The sequence below is a fragment of the Actinoallomurus sp. NPDC050550 genome (genome assembly GCF_040655075.1).
GTDB lineage: Bacteria > Actinomycetota > Actinomycetes > Streptosporangiales > Streptosporangiaceae > Actinoallomurus.
Genome location: NZ_JBFAJC010000024.1, coordinates 108,276 through 128,053 on the forward strand (window position 1 = coordinate 108,276; position 19,778 = coordinate 128,053).

Below are 19,778 nucleotides of genomic sequence, written 5' to 3' on the forward strand. Positions count from 1 at the left end.
GGTCAGCATGAGCGAGCTGACGACTTCCGTGGATCTTCCGGGGTCCGGGCCGGGGCGCGGCGAGACCGCGCGCTCCCGGCGCGGCCCCCTGGGGCAGCCCCCGGGAATCATCGACGAAGAACCCCGCGACCCGCTCATCGAGGTCGCCATCCCCGTCTACAACGAGGCGCACGTGCTGGCGGCCAGCGTGCGCCGGCTGCACGCCTACCTGCGCGAGACGTTCCCGTACCGCTTCGTGATCACGATCGCCGACAACGCGAGCACCGACGGGACCTGGGAGGTCGCCGAGCACCTGGCCCTGGAGATCGCCGAGGTCGACGCCGTGCACCTGGACCGGAAGGGACGCGGCCGGGCACTCCGGCACGTGTGGAGCACCAGTGTCGCCGACGTGGTCGCCTACATGGACGTGGACCTGTCCACCGACCTGCACGCCTTCCTGCCCCTGATCGCGCCGCTGGTGTCCGGCCACAGCGACCTGGCGATCGGGACCCGCCTGTCCCGGGGTTCCGCCGTCGTCCGGGGTCCGAAGCGAGAGTTCATCTCCCGCACGTACAACCTCCTTCTGCGTACGACGCTCGCCGCGCGCTTCTCCGACGCGCAGTGCGGGTTCAAGGCCGGACGTACCGAGATCGTGCGGGCGCTGCTGCCCGCGGTGGAGGACGAGGCCTGGTTCTTCGACACCGAGCTGCTGCTGCTCGCCGAACGGAACGGCCTGCGGATCCACGAGGTGCCCGTGGACTGGGTGGACGACCCGGACAGCCGGGTCGACGTCGTCCGTACGGCAGCGGACGATCTGCGCGGCATGGCGCGCGTGGCCCGCCGGGTCCTCTCCGGGGCCTTCAACGTGCCGGTCCCCGCACGTACGCGGGACGCGCAACTGCCGACCGGCATGCGCCGGCAGCTGCCGAGCTTCGCGGTCATCGGGGTCATCAGCACCGTCGCCCAGCTCGCGCTGTACGCGCTGCTGCGCTTCTTCATGCCGGTCATCGCAGCCAACGTCGTCTCGTACTTCCTCGCGGCCATCGCCAACACCGCCGCGAACCGCCGGTTCACCTTCCGCGTACGCGGGCGGCGAAGCGCCGTACGGCACCAGCTCGAAGGCGGCGTCGCGTTCCTCGTCGGCCTCGTCGTCAGCACCGCCGGCCTGGCCATCTTCGACACCGTCGCGCCGAACGCCCCGCGCCTGGCCGAGGTCGGCGCCCTGTTCGCGCTCAACCTGTTCGCCGCCGTCATACGCTTCGTCCTGCTGCGCGCCTGGGTCTTCCACCCGCGCCGCGCCGCCGAGGAGACGGAGCCCGTCATGCAGGAGCAGTCCCGTTGACCACCCAACTGTCCGAACCCACCGGCGCGCCGCAGGCGCCGCCCAGAAACCGGCTCGGCCGTCTCGCACTCGGCCCCACGGGTGACCCCGCGTGGACCCGTCCCGCCCTGTGGGCCGTCCTCGCGCTGGCCGCCGCGCTGTACGGCTGGGGGCTGTCGGCGGGCGGCTACGCCAACAGCTTCTACTCCGCGGCCGTCAAGAGCGGCGCCCAGAGCTGGAAGGCGTTCTTCTTCGGCTCGCTGGACTCCGCGTCCTTCATCACGGTGGACAAGCCGCCGATGGCCCTGTGGGTTCAGGAGATCTTCGCCCGGATCATCGGATTCGGAACGTGGAGCCTGCTGCTGCCCGAAGTCATCATGGGCGTCGCGGCGGTCGCCGTCGTGTACGCCACGGTCCGGCGCGCCTTCGGACCGGTCGCGGGCGTTATCGCCGCGCTGGTCATGACGCTGACGCCGATCACCGTGGCGATCAACCGGGACAACAACCCGGACACACTCCTCGTCCTGCTGCTGGCCCTCTCCGCGTGGGCCTGCCAGCGGGCGCTGGAGTCCGGGAGACTGCGCTGGCTGCTCGCCTCGGCGTTCTTCATCGGCTGCGGTTTCAACACCAAGATGCTGCAGGCGTACATCCTGCTGCCCGCGCTGGCACTGGTATACCTGCTGTTCGCCCAGGGCGGGTGGCTCCGCCGAATCGGGCACCTGCTCGCCGCCGGAGTCGTCCTCGCGGTGTCGAGCCTCTGGTGGACGATCATCGTCGACCTGATCCCCGCGAGCAAGCGGCCCTACATCGGCGGCAGCACGGACGGCACCGCCTGGGACCTCATCATCGGCTACAACGGCATCGGCCGGATCACCGGCAATGAGGGCGGCGGCCCCGGCGGAGGCGGTGGCCCCGGCGGAGGCGGGCGCGGTGGAGGCGGCGGGCCCGGTTTCTCCGGTCAGTCCGGCATCGGGCGCATGTTCAACGAGGTCCTCGGCGGCCAGATCTCCTGGCTACTGCCGCTCGCCGCGCTCGTCCTGGTCGGCGGCCTGGTCCTGTACTGGAAGCGGCCTCGTACGGACCTGGCGCGCGCGGCCCTGGTGATGTGGGGCGGCTGGCTGGCCCTCCACTTCGTGGTGTTCAGCTTCGCGAGCGGCATCATGCACCCCTACTACACGACCGCCATGACCCCGGCGATCGCCGCCCTGGTCGGGATCGGCGCCGTCGAGCTGACCCGCGCGTACCGGGGCGGCGGGGCCTGGACCTGGGTCCTGCCCGCCGGCCTCGCGGTCACCGGCGCGTGGGCGTTCACCCTCCTGCGGCGCACTCCGAACTGGAACCCGTGGCTCGCCTGGACGGTCGCCGGCCTGACCGTGGTCGCCGTGATCGGCCTGCTCGCCGCGCGTCTCGGCCCGGGCACGCTCGCCCGCTTCGGCGTCCTGGCGGGCGTCATCGGCCTGGTGGCCGGGCTCGCCGGACCGGCGGCCTTCGCGGTGTCCGCCGCCGGCGGCCGCACGAACGGGAGCAACCCGACCGCCGGCCCGAACTCGGGCGGCATGGGCTTCCCGGGCATGCGCGGCGGAATGCCGGGCGGCGGGCAGATCCCGGCCGAGATCCGGAAGAGGTTCGAGGAGGGCGGCGGCTTCCCCGGAGGCGGTTTCCCGGGTGGTGGCTTCCCCGGCGGCGGCTTCCCGGGCGCTCCGAGCGGCTCCGGCGGACAAGGCAACACGGGCGGTCAGGGCGGCGCCGGGCAGATGCCCGGTGGTCAAATGCCCGGTGGCCGGAACGGGCGGCAGGGCGGCCCCGGCGGGGGCGGTCCGGGGATGGGCGGTGAGCTCAGCTCGCAGATGATCTCCTACCTGGAGAAGAACCAGGGCGGCGCCACCTGGCTCGTCGCGGTCAGCAACTCGCAGAGCGCCGCGTCGATCATCCTGCAGACGGGCCGGCCGGCGATCTCCATGTTCGGCTTCGTCGGCAGCGACAAGGCGATGACCGTGCAGAAGCTCCAGGAGCTGGTCAAGGTTGGAAAGCTGCACTACGTGATGACCGGCGGCGGCTTCGGCGGACGAGGCGGTCCCGGCGGAGGCAACTCGGACGTGACCTCCTGGGTCACGAAGAACTGCACCGCCGTGCAGCCCTCGGAGTACGGCGCCTCGACCGCGAGCGGTTCTACGCAGACCACCGGGTCGTCCCTCTACCGCTGCGGTTAAGGGACATCGCGGGCCCGGGCGTCTCCCCGCTCCCGGGCCCGCGACCACCGGCTCCCAGCGCCAAGCGTCCACCGCGCGCCCTGTCGGCAGAAGGGCCGAGGCCACGACTCGCTCGGCTCAACTCGTGGTGGAGGAGGCAGGGTGGTGGTCGGTCAGGCGGCTGATGGAGGGCGCGCGTAGCCACCAGACGGCTGAGGCGCTGGTGGCGGCGCTGAGCGTGCGGCTCAGTCCGATGCGGGCGGCGAGCCGGCGGGCGCCCACCGCGCCCAGCAAGGCGGCGGCGGTGCCCGCCGCCAGGATCGTGCCGGTCACCGCGGCCGAGAGGCGCAGGTCCTGATAGGCGAACAGCAGCAGTGCGGTCCTGACCATGGTCATGCCGAGGTTGCGGGTGGCCGCGGCCAGCGTGGTGTGGCGCAGCACCGGGTGATGCCAGACGTGACCGAGTCCTTGTCTCAATGCCTCTCCCGGCGCCGGGGGCCGGTGATGGCGGGCAGGTTCTCGGGTGGTGATGAGCGACAGCCCGGTCAGTGAGGCGGCGAAGGACACGGCGACAGGTAGTCGATCCGGCCGGTGGCCGAGGCCGCCGCGACCGTGGCGAAGACCACCAGCCGTACCAGGTCACAGGCGATCAGGATCCGGCGGCGCCGATACCGGTCGGCGGCCACCCCGGCGAACGGGCCCAGCAGTGGGCAGGCGATGTACCCGATGGCGGTGAGCAGGCCTACCTGCCACCCGCCAGCGTGGAGCACCAGAATCGCGATGCTGGGAACCGCCAGCGTGGCGACCTGGTCACCGGCCAGACTGATCGTCTGCCCCGCCCACAGCAGCCGAAAGTCGCGCCCCAGCCTCCGCATCACGCGTACTCACCGATCACCGGCAGTCCCGCTCCGCCTCGGCTGACGTTGATCACCGGGCCGCAGAAGGCGCATACCCGAAATCCGCCGGAAGGCTCCCATCGAATTCACTACATGATCATCGTGACGGATGGGCGTTCGCCCGGGCCAATGCGGCCTGACCAGCGGCTACCCGAACAACCAGCCCTCAGCGCGCGGTCTTGGCTTTGATGAGTGGCGCGTCCCGCGACAACTCCCGGAACCCGACGCTGTAGTACAGCCCGCGCGCCCGGGGATGCCCCGGCGCACCCAGGCAGGCGACCGTCATATGAGTGGCCCCGGCCGCCCGCGCCAGATGCATCCCATGCAGAAGCATCGCTCTTCCCAACCCCCGATGCCGGTAGTCCGGATGCGTCCCGACCGGCTCGAACTCAGCGGTCTTGTTCGCCTCGTCGAGCCACATGATCGTCGAGGATGCCATCGTCCCGTCCGGCGCCTCCACCAGGATGTGCAGATCGCCGCGGTACCCCGCCGTCTGTCGGACACCCTGGTAGCCCTCGGCCGTGTAGGTCGAGAGAGACCAGGCGTCCAGATGGGCCTGGACCGCGGCCTCCGGCCCGGCCTCGTCGGCGGTGCGGAACCGGAATCCGTCCGGCAGTACCGGCTGTTCCACGTCGGTGAGGTCCCGCTCATTGAGCTGGGTCCAGGACCCGGCGTCGCCGAGCGAGGCCGGGTCGGTCTCATAGCCGTGCGCCGCCCAACGTCGCAGGGCGAACTCATCGGCGGCGCCCGGCATCACCGTACGCTCGATGCCCGCCGCCGTACCGTCGTACCAGTCGATCACCTCGTCGACCAGCCCGGCGTGGTCGGGATGGACCTGATACGCCAGATAGGCGCCGGTGACGTCCTTCACCGACCCGTCACTCCGCCTCACCTGGCGCGGAAGATGGGCCCAGCCCCACGCCACCAGATCCCCGCCAGAGAACCACAGCCGACGCCGCCAGCTCGCGCCCTCGCCTGCGTACCCCTTGCCCCAGTTCCAGGCCAACTCTCCGAACGAGGCGTCGCTGTTCACCAGGTCCGGGCGGGTGGCGGTGACACGCTGCGCCAGACCCTGCATGAGCTGCACGTCCACGGCGGCCACAAGCTCGACGTTCGCCATAGGCGCCACTGTGCCAGGACCCCACAAAGCCGTCGAAAGGTTTTCCGGGGCCGCCGATCGAGGCAGTCAACAGCACTGGGACAACGTGCGAAACGCATCGTCGAGGCGGCAGGCCGGGCAGCCAAGTCCCTCGCTTACGCCGGTCGACCGCGGAGATCGACCGACGCGCGACACTACGTGCAGGGCGAACGTTGCCTGCTACAGCACTAGATCCGGTTGATCGTCGCGAACCAGGCAGGTGCGCCGTCGTCGTGGTATCTCGTCTGAATCCGGTCCGGTTCGATCGTGGCGACGCTCCATCCATGGCCGGGATCGAACGCCGCTCTCAGCTCTTCCTCGCTGACGGGGTGCGGGCCGGCATCGGGGCCATCGTCACTGAAGCACAACACGTACAGGGTGCCACCGTGCGCGATCACCGACGCCAGGCTCGCCACATATCCCGGGCGCTCGTCACCGTCGAAGGTGTGAAACAGTCCGCAGTCCAGCACCGTCTCGAACCTGCGTCCCAAACGCTCCAGCCTGAACGCGTCCGCCGTGGCGAACTCGACCTCGATCCCACGGTCGTCGGCCTTCTCCCTGGCGATCGCCAGTGCCGTCTCAGCCACGTCGACGCCCAGGACCGGCAGTCCCAGCGAGGCGATGTGAAGAGCGTTCTCGCCGGTCCCGCAGCCTGCGTCGAGCACCGCTCCGGCGAATCCGCCTTCGGACGCCAGACGCACAATCGCCGACTGCGGCCGGCCGATGTCCCAAGGCGCAGGGCCGTCGTGATACGACGCATCCCAGGGCAGTCCCGTCATCCGTTCATGACTGGTCGGCCGGCGGCCGCCGAAGGGATCATCAGCGAGATCTCCTGATCGCTCCAAGGCTTCGTCCCCCTTCCTGCAACTGATCCTGCCACCTGACTACTTCCGGAAGCCGTTTCGGTCCAGACCGGGTCGCTGAGACCGAAGGCTCCCCAGCCGACAAGGGGCGTCGTCTCCCCTCGCCCGCGCCTGCGATCTCGGCCCGCAACCAGCTGGCTTCATGTACATCTGATACATTCATGACATGAGCGATCCGGTGATCGAATCAATGGCGGAGGCCCGAAGCCACTTCGCGGATGTGATCGATCGAGCCCGTCGAGACGAGATCCCCACCATCATCACCCGGCGCGGCAAGCAGGAGGCCGTGGTGATCGACATCGATGAATACCAGCACCTGCGTCGCATCGCGGAGCAGCTCGAGGAGTCGTGGCTCAACCAACTGGCCGACGAAGCGGAGTCCGAGGGTACGGAAGGCTCCGTCTCGCTCGAGGAGATGGCCGCCATGCTCCGAGACCACCACGCGTGAGCCAATGGGATACGTCACGCGATTCACCCCTCACGCGCAGCGGGACATGCTCAAGATTCCCCGCGGCGAAGCAGTGCGGATCCTCCATCGGCTTACCGAGCTTCAGAAGGCGTTGGATGCCGGAGACACCACCGCCTTCGACATCAAGTCCCTTCAAGGTCACAACGCGCGGTGGCGGCTGCGAGTCGGGGACTACCGCGTCATCTACACGATTGAGGATGGTCAACTGATCGTGTGGGTTCTGGCCGTCGGCAATCGCCGGGAGATATACCGCCGCATTTGAGCCCTGCCGGGGATCCAGGAGTTCCACTCACCCGAAGTGGCGTCACTTCCGGAACCCGATGTCGGTCCAGACCGGGTCGGACAGGCCGAAGGCGCCCCAGTTGGCGAGGGAGCTTCGGACCGGGACGATCTGCGGGCGCTGGTAGAGCGGCAGTGAGTGGACCTCGGCCCAGATCATCCGGTCCGCCTCGTTCGCCGCGCGCCGCGCCCGTACGGGGTCGAGTTCGCCGACGGCCCGCGCGAGCGTCCCGTCCAGCCGGGCGGAGCCGATCCGGGCGAGGTTCTGCCGCACGTCGTCGCCGCGCGGCCGGGCGTACACCGACTCCAGGTTCGAGATCGGGAACGACGTGTCGTGCCAGGTGAAGGGCGCGACGTCGTAGCCGCCGGGCACGAGGTACCGGTCGAAGAAATCACCGTCGGGGACCGGGCGGAGCAGCAGGCGCACGCCGGCCTCACGCAGCATCGCCTGGATCAGCTCGCCGCTCTGCCTGCTCATCGCCGCGCTCTCCGGGAAGAGATAGCGGAGGGTCAGCATCCGGCCGTTCTTCCGGCGCACTCCCCCTGCCGGTGTCCAGCCCGCCCGGTCGAGCAGTCGCTGGGCCCCGCCGGGGTCGTACGCCCCGACCTGCCCGGCGTTGTCCCGGTAGCCCTGCTGGGTGTTGACGTACACGTGGTCGTTCATCACGTCGGCGCGTCCGCCCAGGCCGCGCAGCGCCGACCGGGCGACGGCGGCGCGGTCGATGGCCATCGCGACCGCCCGTCGCACGTCCGGGTCCGACAGCGCCGGGCCGGCGCCGTTGAAGGTGAGCTGGACGAAGTCCGGCCCGGCCGCCCGCCGTACCGACACGCCGGCGGTCCCGGCGACGCGCCGGTACGCGGTGGCGTCGGCGCCGGCGTCGAAGCCGTCGATCTCACCGCTCAGCAGGGCACCGGGCATGGCGTCGCGGGCGAGGTGGCGGAAGACGATCCGGTCGAGTTTCGGCCTGGCGCCCCACCAGGCCGGATCGCGGACGACCGTGACGGCCTCGGCGGTCCGATCGATCCGTTCGAGCCGGAAGGGGCCCGCGGTGACGGGAAGCCGGTTCAGCCAGGCGTGGTCCCAACGGTCCGGCGTGCCGATGGTCCCGGCCGGGTAGAGGGGACTGAAGAGTTCGCGCCATTCGCCGAACGGCCGGGCGAAGGTCACCACGACCTGCCGGTCGTCACGTCCGCGTGCGACGCCGCGGATCCGGTCGTACCCGGTGGAGGTGGCGATCGGGAAGGCCGGGTTCCGGCCGCGGACCGCCCGCCAGAGGGACTGGAAGTCCCGGTAACCGATCGGCGTGCCGTCGGACCAGCGGGCCTTCGGGTTGATGTCGTACACGATGACCTGATGCGGGCTCGTCCGGGCGATCCGCGCGCCGGCCAGGTAGTCCGGGTCGGGGCGGACCGCGCCGTTCGCGTCGCTGCGGAACAGCCACGGCATCGTCGTGCGCAGGACCGTGACCGCGTCGAGGTTCGGCCCGCCGAGATGCCAGTAGTTCCACTGGGTGCGGAACTCCCCGGTCGCCAGGCGGAGGGTGCCGCCCTCCCGCACGCCGGCACGCGGCACCGGGCCGATGTCGTACGGGGCGAGGGCGGGCGGCGCGCCGGGACGGGCGCCGGAACAGCCGCTCAGGACGATGAGGACGGCCACGAGTCGGATGAGCGTCATCCACGCTCCTGGAACGACGCGCCGCGCAGCCCGGCGCCGGCCAGGTCGACGGCGAGCAGCGTGGCGATCAGCAGGATCACCGGGGGCAGGAACAGCCATGGGAAGACCGTGGCGGCCGGGGCTCCGTCGGCGAGGAGCGTGCCCAGGGAGACGTCCGGCGGGCGGACCCCGAAGCCGAAGTAGGACAGGCCAGACTCGCCGACGACGGCCGCGCCGGTGTTCAGCGTGGCGTCGGCGAGCAACAGCGACGTCAGATTCGGCAGCAGGTGGCGGAGGACGATCCTCTGCGCCGACGCGCCCAGCTGGCGTGCCGCGAGGACGTACCCCTCGTCGCGCAGGGAGCGCGTCGCGGCCCGGACCGCCCGCGCCGTCATCATCCACATCAGGCCGGTCAACAGGAGGGCGGTCGCGACCTGGCCGGTGAACTCCCGGGACGCCACCGCCGCCACCAGGAACGGCGGGAACACCAGCAGCAGATCGGTGGTCCACAGCAGGAGGCGATCGGCCCACCCGCCGAGGTATCCGGCGACTGCACCCGTGATCGCGGCCAGAATCGTCGCGCCCGACGCCACGAGCAGGCCGGTGATCAGCGACCGGCGAAGGGCGCGCAGCGCGACCGCGTACATGTCCCGGCCGCTCGCCGTCGTTCCGAGCCAGTGATCCGCCGATGGCGGATCGCCGAACGCGGTGACGTCGACGTCCGTCCAGCTCCACCGGGTGAGGTACGGCCCGGCGCCGGCGAGGATCCCGAGCAGGGCGAGCAGCGCGAACCCGGCCAGCGGCCGTCCGTACGTCCTCACGCGCGGGCCCTCGGGTCGAGGACCGCGACGGCGAGGTCGGACAGCAGCCCGGCGCACAGGACCACGACGGCGGCGAAGCAGCAGTACGCGGCGACCGCGTTGACGTCGCCGCGATGGATGGAGTCGATCAGCCACTCCCCCATGCCGTGCCAGCCGAAGACCTTCTCGGTGCACGCCGCTCCCGCGAGAAGGGTCGCGCACCCGTACGCCGACATCGGGACCACGGGGATCACCGCGACGCGCAGCGCGTGCCGGGTCAGCGCTCTGCGGCGGGTCAGTCCCTTGGCGACGGCGGCCCGGACGAAGGCGGCGTCGGCGGTGTCCCGCAGGGTGCCGCGAAGGTAACGGCCGACGACGGGCGCCCGGCCGAGCGCGATCGTCAGTGTCGGCAGCACGAGGTGCTGGAGGCGCTCGGCGAGGTGGTGCGGGGATCCGCCCGCGACGCCGGGGGTGTACTCCCCCGTCCAGGCGAAGATCCTGGTCCCGGTGCGGGAGTTCGCCCACTGCGCCGCCGCCTGGGCCAGGACGGCGAGGGCGACGAGGGGAATCGCGAGGACCGTGAAGGTGCCGGCCGTGACCAGGCGGTCGAGGACGACGTGCCGGTCGAACGCGCCGACGACACCGAGCGCGGCCCCGAGGAGGTTGCCCAGGAGCACGCCCGCCGGCAGCAGGCGCAGGCTGGCGCCGATCCGGCGGCGCGTCTCGGCCTCGGCCGGAGCGCCGTCCAGGGTGATGCCGAGGTCGCCGCGCGGCACTCCGGAGGCCCAGGTGACGAACCGCGTGAGCAGCGGGGTCCGGTCGTTCGCGTTGAGCTCGTCGAGCCGTTTGTCGACGACGGAAGGCGGCGGAGGCGGATTGTGCGCCTCCAGCTCGGCCCGGGGATCGAGCGCCGTGGCGGCGAGGAGGTAGGCGAGACCGATCGCGACGGTGACGAGGAGCGCCTGACCGGCCAGTCTGCGCAGCAGAACGCCCGCCATGGACACCTCCTCCGCGAATCGACCCGACCACGAAAAGTTATCGACTCATCACTCTTCGCGCAGGAGGTTGCCGAGATGTCCGGAACGGCGGGTGGGGCCGTCGCCCCACCCGCCGTTGCCTCAGCTCCTACGGTCGGCGGCCCGGCGCGCGGTCACGCACGCCACTTCGACGCAGTTACCGCCGTTGCCGCCGCTGCGGGCGGACTTGCGCCACGTCGCCACTTCGACGCACGCGCCGCCATTGCCGCTGCTCCGGGTGGACTTTCGCCAGTTCACGTCCATTTCTTGGCCACTTCCTTGATGAGGTTGAGAGATGCCTGCCGCGGGAGCGCCTCGGCGCGGAGGCACTCCCACATCCGTTTCACGATCGCCAGGTCCTCCGCGCTCTCGGCCAGCTGGCCGTACAGCGCGGTGTCGAGGTAGACGAACTCGTCTCCGTCCATCGTGGCGATGACGAAGGGCCCGGCCAGGCCGGCGTAGGCGCCGGCATCCGTGGGGATCACCTGCACGACGATGTCCGAGCGCGTCTCGCACAGCTCGACGAGGTGCATGAGCTGCTCGCGCATGACCGTCGGCCCGCCGATGGCCCGGTGGAGAACGCCCTCGTCCACCACCGCGACGAACATCGGCGGGTCGTCGCGGGTGAGGATCCGCTGGCGTTCCAGCCGGGTCCGCACCTGCGTCTCGATGTCCAGCGACGCCGGCTGGCCGCTCTTCTCGAACACCGCGCGGGCGTAGTCGGGGGTCTGCAGCAGCCCCGGGACGAGGAGCGCCTCGAACCAGTTGAGGGCGGTCGCCTGTTCTTCGATGATTCTCCATCGGTCGAGCCAGTCCGGGATCAACTCACGTTCGACGAGTTCTTTCAGCAGCCGCTTGAGCGCCCCACCTGTTTCCAGGGCGTCATCGCACCGCTTTACGAAGTCGGTTTTCGGTTTCCGTCGCGCGGTCTCCACCATCCCGACGGCGGACTCCGAATAATTGATCGCCTGAGCCAGCTGAAGCTGGCTCAGCTTCCGATACTCACGCCATGAACGTAACTCAGCGGCGAAGTACTCCAACCAGGTACGACCATCATTGAACCTCACAGCTCCCTCACAACCGCCTCACAGACCGGGCGCTCGCGCTCACGTTAACCGGGTCTTTGGGTCGAGACTACGTCTCTCCAGGTAGACGTGGGAGGGGAAATCTCTCACCGTCAGGAAGGCGTAAGAGATGCCATCTTCACCTCATTCGAGCTGCATGCTCATCGCCGCACTGCCCAGCGCGGCCGGGCGAGCCCGGGCCTATACGCGGTGGGCGTTGCGCACCTGGCGGCTGGAGACCATGATCGAGACTGCGGAGCTCCTGGTCAGCGAGCTGGTGACCAATGCGGTGAAGGCCACCGGCGGCCTCAACGGCTCTCTCCGCGCCGGGCGGGGCGAGACGGGTTCGTCGATCTATCTCTGTCTCTCGACGTTCTCGGAGAAGCTGCTGATAGAAGTGTGGGACAGAAGTGACGAATCACCGCATAGGCGCACAGCCTCGGACGATGACGAGAACGGCCGTGGACTCGTTCTCGTCCAGGCCCTCTCGAAGGACTGGGGATATGAAACGTTGCACTCGGGTGGAAAAATCGTATGGTGCGAGTGCCTGATTCTCGAGTGACGACCGAACCGCCTCCGCGCCTCACGATCACGCCCCTGACGACGCAGCGCCGGAATCCATACCACCACTATTAGCCTTGGACCTCCAAATAAAACGCGTTATACCGCTTCAGAATAAGACCGCGTCAATCACCGACGGAGATCTAAAACAGACAGGCCCCGCCCATAATGCGCGGGGCCTGTCATCCTTACACGGAGCTCACGGAACGGCTCCACCGCGCCGATTCAAGAAGTGAGGGTCTCAGTCAAGGAGGAAGGCCGCGATCTCGGCGTGCTGGGCACGGGCGGGGCCGTCGAACGCGGCGAGCCACTGGGCGCGCTTGTAGTAGCGGTGCAGCACGTGCTCCCAGGTGAAGCCGATGCCGCCGTGCCCCTGGATGGCGTTCTCGCAGGCGAAGACCGCGGCCTCCCCGGCGAACGCCTTGGCCGCGAGGCAGGCCTGGCGCGCCATCGAGTCGTCCTCGGCGACGCACCACGCCGCCCAGTAGGCCAGCGAACGGGCCTCCTGGAGCCGTACGTAGACGTCGGACGCCTTGTGCGACACGGCCTGGTAGACGCCGATCGGCTTGCCGAACTGCTTGCGCTCCTTGGCGTAGGCGACGAGGAGGTCCAGCGCGCGCTGGGCGACGCCGACCGACTCCAGGGCCGCCGCGGCGTAGGCGCCGTCGCGGATCCGGCCGAGCAGTTCCGCGGCGGCGTCCCCGCTCTCCAGTTGGCGCGCGGGGGCTCCGTCGAATCGGACGGTCGCCGGTCGCCGCGTGCCGTCCAGCGCGCGGTGCGGCGTGACCGTGGCCGCGGAGGCCTCGACGGCGTAGAGCCCGTCGGCGGCCGTGACGACGAACAGGTCGACCGCCGCGCCGTCCGGCACGAGGACCTTCTCGCCGGTGAGCCGCCCGCCGGAGACCGTCGCGCCGGCCGGGTCCAGCAGCCCCTGTGGCACGCCGGGCTCGGCCCACGCCAGCGTGGCCGTCAGCCCGCCCTCCGCGACCCGCTTGGCCGTCTCGTCGTCGAGCGCGGGAGCCACGAGGACGGCGGTGGAGAAGTACGGCGCGGCGAGCGGCCGGTAGCCGGTCTCCTCCAGCAGTACGGCCTGGTCGAGGAAGGTCAGCTCGGCGTCCAGCCAGCCCATCTCGGCGAGCTTCGGCCACACCTCGGCGTCGACGCCGGTCTCGGAGTCGGCGAGCTGCGCGAGACGGACGTCGTCGTAGCGGTCCGCGAGGAACTCGCGGGCGAAGCCGCGCAGTTGCTCCTGCTCTTCGGAGAACGCGAAGTCCATGATCAACGTCCCTTCGGCAGGCCGAGGACCCGCTCGGCGATGATGTTGCGCAGGATCTCCGAGGTGCCCGCCTCGATCGTGTTGCCCCGAGCCCGAAGCTGCCAGTACTGCCAGAACCCGTTCCACGGCGCCTCGTCGCCGGTGACCTGGGCGTGCAGGCCGAACACCGACTGGGCAAGCGAGGTAAGGCGCTGGTTGGCCTCGCTCCAGGCGAGCTTGACGCCCGACCCCTCCGGGCCGGGGATCCCCGTCTCCAGCAGGGTCGTGAGCGCCCGGTAGTTGGTGAAGCGCAGCGACTGCATCTCGATCCACTCGCGGGCCACGGCGTCGCGGATCAGCGGGTCGTCGGCGGGCCGCCGGCCGTCCGTGCCCGGCTCCCGTACGAGGTCGACCAGGTGGTTGACCATGCGCTCGAGCTCCGCGGACAGGGCGAAGCCGAGCGTGCCGCGCTCGTGCAGCAGCGTGGTCATCGCGACCTTCCACCCGTCACCGGGCCGGCCGAGGATCGAGTCGCGCGGCACCCGGACGTCGTCGAAGAAGATCTCGTTGAACTCCGGGTCGCCGGTGATCTGGTGCAGCGGGCGCACGGTCACGCCGGGCGCGTGCATGTCGACGATGAGGTAGGACAGTCCGGCGTGCTTGGGCGCGTCCGGGTCCGTACGGACGACGAGGATGCACCAGTCCGCCTTGTGCGCGTAGGACGACCAGACCTTCTGCCCGTTGACCACCCAGTGGTCGCCGTCGAGGACGGCGCTGGTCCGGCCGGCGGCCAGGTCCGAGCCTGAGCCGGGCTCGGAGAAGCCCTGGCACCAGATCTCCTCGCCCGACAGCAGCGGCTTGAGGTAGCGCTGCTTCTGCTCGTCGGTGCCCCAGGCGATGATCGTCGGGCCGGCCATGTTCAGGCCGATGACGCCCGGGTGCCCGGGGGCGTCGGCGTGGGCCGACTCCTCCAGGTAGATGGCCTGGTAGGTCGGGGACAGGCCACGCCCGCCGTACTGCTCCGGCCAGGTCAGCCCGACGTAGCCGGCCGAGTAGAGCCGGCCGCCCCACGCCCGCTGCTCGTCGAAGTCGCCCCGGCCCGCCTCGATCGCGCGGCGCGGGGCGTTCTCCTCGAGCCACGAGCGGAGCTCCGCTCGGAACGCGGCCTCCTCGGGTGTGTCGCGAAAGTCCACGCTGCCTCCTACATGCCGATCGCCCGGCAGTACAGCCGGGTGAGCTGTTCGACGTCGCCGTCGTCGTGGGGCCGGCCGAGGACGTACCAGGTGTACGCCGTCCGGCCGATCATCGTCGCGAGCGCGACCGCGGCCGTACGCGGGTCGACGTCCTCGGGGACCAGGCCGGACCGCTGCCACTCCCGGATGGCGCGCTCCTGCCGGTCGTAGAAGACCCCCCACGCCCGCAGGTACGTCTCGCGCATCGCCGGGGAGAACGTGGCGACCTGCTCGAAGACCGCCATCAGCCGGGCGTTGTCCCGGTAGGCGCGCAGGTAGGCGCGGTTGGCACTGGCGATGCGCGCCGCGGGGCCGTCGCCGTTCAGCGGCTCGGCCCGCATCACGGTGAGCAGGCCGTTCAGCATCTCGTCGATCAGCTCGGCGAAGACGGCGTCCTTGTCGGCGAAGTGCGTGTAGAAGCTGCCGTACGCGACGCCGGCCCGGTCACAGATCTCACTGATCTTGGCGTCGAGGAAGCCGTTCTCCTCGAACACCTCCCGGGCGGCCGTCAGCAGCGCGGCGCGGGTACGCTCGGCGCGTGCCTGGCGCTTCACGGGGGTCATGGCGCACATCGTAACCGAAACCGATTCGGTAATCGACAAGTCGGCCGACTCGCGTTCGACGCGGCAGCGGCACCGCCCTACACGACAGCGCCGCCCGGCGCGGTGGTGCCGGGCGACACCGTGGTGCCAGACGACGCGGTGGTACAGGGGCTCAGGGGCGTGCTGGATCTGCGTACCCGCCCGAGCCCGGGGGCCGGGTCACGAGCGGGCGGGTACGGGCGTGGGAGGGTGCTGTTCGGGGGTGCTCCCCGGCCGGACCCGCCGGTTGCGCAGCACCCCGGCGCCGACCAGGAGAAGACCGGCCGCCGACCAGACGAGTAGAACCGTGAGCGGGCCGCCCGCCCGCGCGCCGTCGAAGAACGCGACCGACCGCAGGAGCGTGCCGCCCGCTCCGGCCGGCAGGTCCTGGCCGATCGTCCCCCACGGCCGGGGCAGCAGCTCAGGCGCCGAGGTGACGCCCGAGAGCGGGTTGGCGAGAAGCATCATCGTGACCGCGCCCAGGCCGATCCCGGCCCGGCCGAGCACCGCGCCGAGCCCGGCAACGGCGCTCGCCACCGCGAGGCTGGTCAGGCCGATCACCCCGGCGACGGTCACGTACGAGCCCGGCACCACCGACAGGCCGCCCGCCACGAACGCGGCGGTGAGGAACCCCGCCCCGGCCGCGAACACCACCAGGCCGATCCCCCGCCATTCCGCGGAACCGACCAGGAGCGTCAAGAGAATGCCGCAGATCAGGCTCGACATGACGAGCGGCAGTACGAGAGCGCTGAACGCGGCGCCTCGCGGGTCGTCACGATCGGCCGGCACGACGTCCTGCGGGGCCGGCACGCCGGCCCCGGACAGTTGCTGGGACATCTGGGTGAGCAGCTGCGCGACGGTCGGGCTCGCGGCGGAGGCGACGAGCACCCGCGGCCCGCCCTGCGTGACCACGATGGCGCCGTACGCCTCGCGGTCGGCCAGCGCCCGCCGGGCGGCCGCCTCGTCGGGGCGCCGCTTCACCTCGAACGCCCCAGGCCGCTCGGCACCGAGTCGCTGCGCGACGGATGCGGCGGCCGGGGCCGGACCGGCCACGACGACCGGCACGTGGCGGGGTGCGATACGGGCGGCGGGCCAGGTGAACGCGGCCACCATGAGCGCTTGCACGGCGACGGCCAGCAGGCCCACGAGGGCGGCGCGGAGAGAGGTCTTCATCGTCCCACTCCAGTAAAGCGAATGTTCGTTCTCTTACCGGCCCTCACGATCACAACCCTCGCCGGGTTTGTCAAGAACGAATGTTCGTTTTATTATCGGAACCATGCCCAAGGTCAGCGAGGAGCACCTCGAACAGCGTCGTCGGCAAATCCTCGACGCGGCCCGGCGGTGCTTCGGCCGCAAGGGCTTCCACCAGACGTCCATGCAGGACGTCTTCAAGGAGTCAGGCCTGTCGGCCGGCGCCGTCTACCGCTACTTCAAGAGCAAAGAAGAGATCGTCCGCGCCATCGGCGTAGAGAACCAGGGCATCATCGCCGGCCTGCTGAAGGAGGTCCTCAGCGAGGACGCCCTGCCCCCGCTGGACGAGGTCGTCGGCCGGCTCGTCCAGCGGATCGAGACCCTGCTGGCGGACGAGGGCGCACTCCGCGTCGCACCCGCCGCATGGGTCGAGGCGATGCACAACCCGGCGGTCGGTGTCATCGTCCGTGACCTGTTCGCCGACACCCGTCAGTGGTGGGTGAAGCTCGCCGAGCGGATGCGCGACGCGGGACGCCTGCCCGCCGACGCCGACCCCTGGGTCGTCGGCGCCACGCTGTTCTGCCTCGTGCCGGGCTTCGTACTCCAGCGGCTCATCCTGGAGGACGTCGACGCCGACACCCTGCGCGAGGGCATCCGCGCGCTGACCGGCTGAAAAAGGAATTGCGCCGAGGTCAGGGCCCACGTTTGGCTGGGCGGCATGGCCGAACTGCGTACCGATCGCCTCATCCTCCGTCGATGGCGTGCCTCCGACCTTGAACCGTGGGCGACGATGAACGCCGATCCCGAGGTTCGAGAGCACTTGGGCGACCTGCTCACCCGCGAACAGAGCGACGCCTCCGCGGCGCGGTTCCAGGCCGAGCTCGACCGGCGTGGCTACGGGTTTTGGGCGGTCGAGGAGCAGGCCACGGGCGGGTTCATCGGCTTCGTGGGCCTGGACCCGGTGGAGGCCGACATGCCGTTCACCGGAGTGGAGATCGGCTGGAGGCTCGCCCGCCCGGCCTGGGGCCGGGGCTACGCCACCGAGGCCGCGCGGACGGTCCTGGCCCACGGCTTCGACGCCCTTGAGCTTCCCGAGATCCTCGCCGTGACAACGGCCACCAACGTCCGTTCGCAGGCGGTGATGCGCCGGATCGGCATGACCCGGAACCCTGCCGACGACTTCGACGACCCGACCGCGCCCGAAGGGCCACTGCGCCCGAGCGTGCTGTACCGCATCGCCCGTAGTACGAGGACCTGAGGTTCTCCGCCGGGTGGTCTGATCAGGCTGCGGCGGCGGGACCAGGGCGACCGCGGCCGCCGACCGCCGTCAGCGGGCGGCGAGCCAGTCGGGGCGCAGCTCGCCTTCGGCGACGAGGACCGCCGGGCCGCGCAGGAAGCTCGTCGTGCCGTCCAGGATGACGGTGACGACGCCGCCCGGGACGGTGATCTCCCAGGTGCCGGTCGTCCGGCCCTGAGCGTGGGCGGCGGCCACGGCCGTCGCGACCGTGCCCGTACCGCACGAGCGCGTCTCGCCCGACCCCCGCTCGTACACGCGCATCTCCACCCGGCCGTCGCCGAGCGGCCGGAAGAGCTCGACGTTGACGCCCTCGGGGAAGGCGGCCGGGTTGAAACCGGGGGCGCGCGTCAGGTCGAGGCCGGCGACCGGCTCGTCGATCGCGCAGGCCAGGTGCGGGTTGCCCATGGAGACCCGCAGCCCGGCGTACGACCGGCCGGAGACGACCGCCCGCCCCTTCCCCAACACCTCGGGAGCGCCCATGTCCACGGTCACGTCGCCGGTCGCGCCCAGGCTCACCGCGCGTACGCCCGCCCGCGTCCCGACGGCGAGGTCGCCGGGGGCGGCCAGGCCGGCGTCGACCAGGTAACGGGCGAAGACGCGCACGCCGTTGCCGCACATCTCCGCGATGCTGCCGTCGGCGTTGCGGTAGTCCATGAACCACTCGGCGCCGAGGTCGTCGCGGCCCAGCGCCTTGGAGCGCACGACGCGCAGCACGCCGTCGGCGCCGATGCCCGCGCGCCGGTCGCACAGGGCGGCCACGAGGGACGGCGTCAGGTCGAGCGAGCCATCCAGATCCGGCACGATCACGAAGTCGTTCTCCGTGCCGTGTCCCTTCACGAAGCGCATGGCCCGATCGTATCCAGCGCCGTCTCGACGAGCGCGTCGTAGGGGATCCAGCGCACGCGGGGGTCGCGGCGGAACCACGACTCCTGACGGCGGGCGAACCGCCGGGTGGCCCGGATCGTCTCCTGCTTCGCCTGCTCCTCGGTCCACTCCCCCGACAGGAATCGCAGCACCTGGGCGTAGCCGAGTGCGCGGCTCGCGGTCAGCCCGTCGCGCAGCCCCTCCGGCTCGAGGCGGCGGACCTCGTCGACGAACCCGGCCTTCCACATCCGCTCCACGCGTACGGCGATGCGCTCGTCGAGCTCCGGCCGGGGCACGGTCAGGCCCAGCTGCACCGAGTCGCCGGTGTCGGCGTACGACGGCATGGAGGCGGTGAAGGGCCGGCCGGTCATCTCGATCACCTCGAGGGCCCGGACGATGCGGCGGCCGTTGCTGGGCAGGATCGACGCGGCGGCGGCCGGGTCGAGCCCGGCCAGCCGGGCGTGCAGCGCGGCGGGCCCGTGCTCGGTGAGCTCCTCCTCCAGCCGCGCGCGCACCTCCGGGTCGGTGCCGGGGAACTCCAGGTCGTCCAGGACCGCCCGGACGTACAGGCCGGAGCCGCCGACGAGCAGCGGCACCCGCCCGCGCCCGCGGATCTCGGCGACCGCCCGGCGCGCCGTCTCCTGGAACTCGGCGACGCTGGCCGTGCGGGTGACGTCCCACACGTCGAGCAGGTGGTGCGGCACGCCACGCCACTCCGGCTCGATGAGCTTGGCGGTGCCGATGTCCATGCCGCGGTAGAGCTGCATGGAGTCGGCGTTGACGATCTCGCCGCCGAGCCGCAGGGCGAGCTCGACCGCGAGGTCGGACTTGCCCGCGGCGGTCGGCCCGACCACCGCGATCACCTTCATCTCCTCCACCGGCTTAATTCTGCCGTTTCCTCCGGGGTGCTTCCTCCGCACACGAGCGAGCGGGGCCCCTGACCGAGGCTCCACGACGAGCGGATCACGTTTCGGATCGGCTCCCGGACTGGATCAGGACGCCCTTATCCGGCGGATCACCGCTCTCCCCGAGGAAGAGGCCCAGTACGCGAGGTAGACCGGTCAAGTTCCCCCGGACCAGGCGTCAGGATCGCTTGTCGGCCGAACGGCCGCGGTCTACCATCAAGTCG

General features: G+C 70.9%; 22 protein-coding genes. 7 read left to right on the forward strand and 15 right to left on the reverse strand.

The window, feature by feature from the left end; all coding sequences use genetic code 11:
* The first annotated feature begins 7 nt into the window (after positions 1 to 7).
* Both AB0I04_RS29805 and AB0I04_RS29810 read left to right on the forward strand, forming a co-directional pair.
* Positions 8 to 1,321, forward strand: a complete 1,314-nt coding sequence (locus AB0I04_RS29805; RefSeq protein ID WP_360891529.1) for a bifunctional glycosyltransferase family 2/GtrA family protein — start codon at positions 8 to 10, stop codon at positions 1,319 to 1,321.
* On the forward strand, positions 1,318 to 3,510 hold the full coding sequence (locus AB0I04_RS29810; protein ID WP_360891532.1) for a glycosyltransferase family 39 protein: 2,193 nt from the start codon (positions 1,318 to 1,320) through the stop codon (positions 3,508 to 3,510). Before AB0I04_RS29805 ends, AB0I04_RS29810 begins: the two co-directional genes overlap by 4 nt.
* Positions 3,511 to 3,627: 117 nt before the next feature.
* Here the strand turns inward: AB0I04_RS29810 and AB0I04_RS29815 are convergent, their stop codons facing one another.
* From AB0I04_RS29815 to AB0I04_RS29830, 4 genes are all read right to left on the reverse strand, one after another.
* Positions 3,628 to 3,966 (reverse strand): hypothetical protein, encoded by a 339-nt coding sequence (locus tag AB0I04_RS29815; RefSeq protein ID WP_360891534.1) that lies wholly within the window; start codon positions 3,964 to 3,966, stop codon positions 3,628 to 3,630.
* A 68-nt stretch (positions 3,967 to 4,034) separates the two neighbouring features.
* Positions 4,035 to 4,367 carry a hypothetical protein gene (locus AB0I04_RS29820; protein WP_360891537.1) on the reverse strand — a complete coding sequence of 111 codons (333 nt, stop codon included), beginning with the start codon at positions 4,365 to 4,367 and terminating at the stop codon, positions 4,035 to 4,037.
* A 184-nt stretch (positions 4,368 to 4,551) separates the two neighbouring features.
* Positions 4,552 to 5,505, reverse strand: a complete 954-nt coding sequence (locus AB0I04_RS29825; protein ID WP_360891540.1) for a GNAT family N-acetyltransferase — start codon at positions 5,503 to 5,505, stop codon at positions 4,552 to 4,554.
* A 206-nt stretch (positions 5,506 to 5,711) separates the two neighbouring features.
* The gene (locus AB0I04_RS29830) at positions 5,712 to 6,302 is read right to left on the reverse strand and encodes a class I SAM-dependent methyltransferase (RefSeq protein ID WP_360891543.1); all 591 of its coding nucleotides are present in this window, start codon (positions 6,300 to 6,302) and stop codon (positions 5,712 to 5,714) included.
* Positions 6,303 to 6,552: 250 nt separating this feature from the next.
* Between AB0I04_RS29830 and AB0I04_RS29835 the strand changes: the two genes are divergently transcribed.
* Positions 6,553 to 6,834 (forward strand): type II toxin-antitoxin system Phd/YefM family antitoxin, encoded by a 282-nt coding sequence (locus AB0I04_RS29835; RefSeq protein WP_360891546.1) that lies wholly within the window; start codon positions 6,553 to 6,555, stop codon positions 6,832 to 6,834.
* Between the two features lie 4 nt (positions 6,835 to 6,838).
* Positions 6,839 to 7,117: a type II toxin-antitoxin system RelE/ParE family toxin gene (locus AB0I04_RS29840; protein WP_360891548.1), complete on the forward strand. Its 279-nt coding sequence runs from the start codon at positions 6,839 to 6,841 to the stop codon at positions 7,115 to 7,117.
* A 42-nt stretch (positions 7,118 to 7,159) separates the two neighbouring features.
* Here the strand turns inward: AB0I04_RS29840 and AB0I04_RS29845 are convergent, their stop codons facing one another.
* The 5 genes from AB0I04_RS29845 to AB0I04_RS29865 form a co-directional block, all read right to left on the reverse strand.
* Positions 7,160 to 8,809: an ABC transporter family substrate-binding protein gene (locus AB0I04_RS29845; RefSeq protein ID WP_360891551.1), complete on the reverse strand. Its 1,650-nt coding sequence runs from the start codon at positions 8,807 to 8,809 to the stop codon at positions 7,160 to 7,162.
* Positions 8,806 to 9,609 carry an ABC transporter permease gene (locus AB0I04_RS29850; protein WP_360891554.1) on the reverse strand — a complete coding sequence of 268 codons (804 nt, stop codon included), beginning with the start codon at positions 9,607 to 9,609 and terminating at the stop codon, positions 8,806 to 8,808. Before AB0I04_RS29850 ends, AB0I04_RS29845 begins: the two co-directional genes overlap by 4 nt.
* Positions 9,606 to 10,586, reverse strand: coding sequence for an ABC transporter permease (locus AB0I04_RS29855; RefSeq protein ID WP_360891557.1), 981 nt, complete (start codon positions 10,584 to 10,586; stop codon positions 9,606 to 9,608). The genes AB0I04_RS29850 and AB0I04_RS29855 overlap by 4 nt, the downstream gene beginning before the upstream one ends.
* Before the next feature lie 120 nt (positions 10,587 to 10,706).
* Positions 10,707 to 10,862 carry a DUF397 domain-containing protein gene (locus AB0I04_RS29860; RefSeq protein ID WP_360891560.1) on the reverse strand — a complete coding sequence of 52 codons (156 nt, stop codon included), beginning with the start codon at positions 10,860 to 10,862 and terminating at the stop codon, positions 10,707 to 10,709.
* A complete protein-coding gene (locus AB0I04_RS29865) occupies positions 10,859 to 11,644 on the reverse strand; it encodes a helix-turn-helix transcriptional regulator (RefSeq protein WP_360891562.1) in 786 nt (261 codons plus the stop codon). Before AB0I04_RS29865 ends, AB0I04_RS29860 begins: the two co-directional genes overlap by 4 nt.
* 181 nt (positions 11,645 to 11,825) lie before the next feature.
* Here AB0I04_RS29865 and AB0I04_RS29870 point away from each other — a divergent pair, with 181 nt between their 5' ends.
* Positions 11,826 to 12,230, forward strand: a complete 405-nt coding sequence (locus AB0I04_RS29870) for an ATP-binding protein (protein WP_360891565.1) — start codon at positions 11,826 to 11,828, stop codon at positions 12,228 to 12,230.
* 240 nt (positions 12,231 to 12,470) lie between these two features.
* On the opposite strand, the gene AB0I04_RS29875 is transcribed toward AB0I04_RS29870, so the two are convergent.
* The 4 genes from AB0I04_RS29875 to AB0I04_RS29890 form a co-directional block, all read right to left on the reverse strand.
* Complete coding sequence (locus tag AB0I04_RS29875) at positions 12,471 to 13,505, reverse strand: acyl-CoA dehydrogenase (protein ID WP_360891567.1); 1,035 nt, start codon at positions 13,503 to 13,505, stop codon at positions 12,471 to 12,473.
* Between the two features lie 2 nt (positions 13,506 to 13,507).
* A complete protein-coding gene (locus AB0I04_RS29880) occupies positions 13,508 to 14,677 on the reverse strand; it encodes an acyl-CoA dehydrogenase family protein (RefSeq protein WP_360891570.1) in 1,170 nt (389 codons plus the stop codon).
* An 8-nt stretch (positions 14,678 to 14,685) separates the two neighbouring features.
* Positions 14,686 to 15,279 (reverse strand): TetR/AcrR family transcriptional regulator, encoded by a 594-nt coding sequence (locus AB0I04_RS29885; protein ID WP_360891572.1) that lies wholly within the window; start codon positions 15,277 to 15,279, stop codon positions 14,686 to 14,688.
* A gap of 198 nt (positions 15,280 to 15,477) precedes the next feature.
* The gene (locus AB0I04_RS29890; RefSeq protein WP_360891575.1) at positions 15,478 to 16,470 is read right to left on the reverse strand and encodes a hypothetical protein; all 993 of its coding nucleotides are present in this window, start codon (positions 16,468 to 16,470) and stop codon (positions 15,478 to 15,480) included.
* Between the two features lie 103 nt (positions 16,471 to 16,573).
* Here AB0I04_RS29890 and AB0I04_RS29895 point away from each other — a divergent pair, with 103 nt between their 5' ends.
* A complete protein-coding gene (locus AB0I04_RS29895) occupies positions 16,574 to 17,161 on the forward strand; it encodes a TetR/AcrR family transcriptional regulator (RefSeq protein ID WP_360891578.1) in 588 nt (195 codons plus the stop codon).
* Between the two features lie 45 nt (positions 17,162 to 17,206).
* Entirely contained in the window at positions 17,207 to 17,746 is a 540-nt protein-coding gene (locus AB0I04_RS29900) for a GNAT family N-acetyltransferase (protein ID WP_360891581.1), read from the forward strand.
* A gap of 69 nt (positions 17,747 to 17,815) precedes the next feature.
* On the opposite strand, the gene dapF is transcribed toward AB0I04_RS29900, so the two are convergent.
* Positions 17,816 to 18,631 carry a diaminopimelate epimerase gene (gene dapF, locus AB0I04_RS29905; RefSeq protein ID WP_360891585.1) on the reverse strand — a complete coding sequence of 272 codons (816 nt, stop codon included), beginning with the start codon at positions 18,629 to 18,631 and terminating at the stop codon, positions 17,816 to 17,818.
* A complete protein-coding gene (gene miaA, locus AB0I04_RS29910; protein WP_360891665.1) occupies positions 18,619 to 19,518 on the reverse strand; it encodes a tRNA (adenosine(37)-N6)-dimethylallyltransferase MiaA in 900 nt (299 codons plus the stop codon). Before miaA ends, dapF begins: the two co-directional genes overlap by 13 nt.
* Positions 19,519 to 19,778 lie beyond the last annotated feature (260 nt).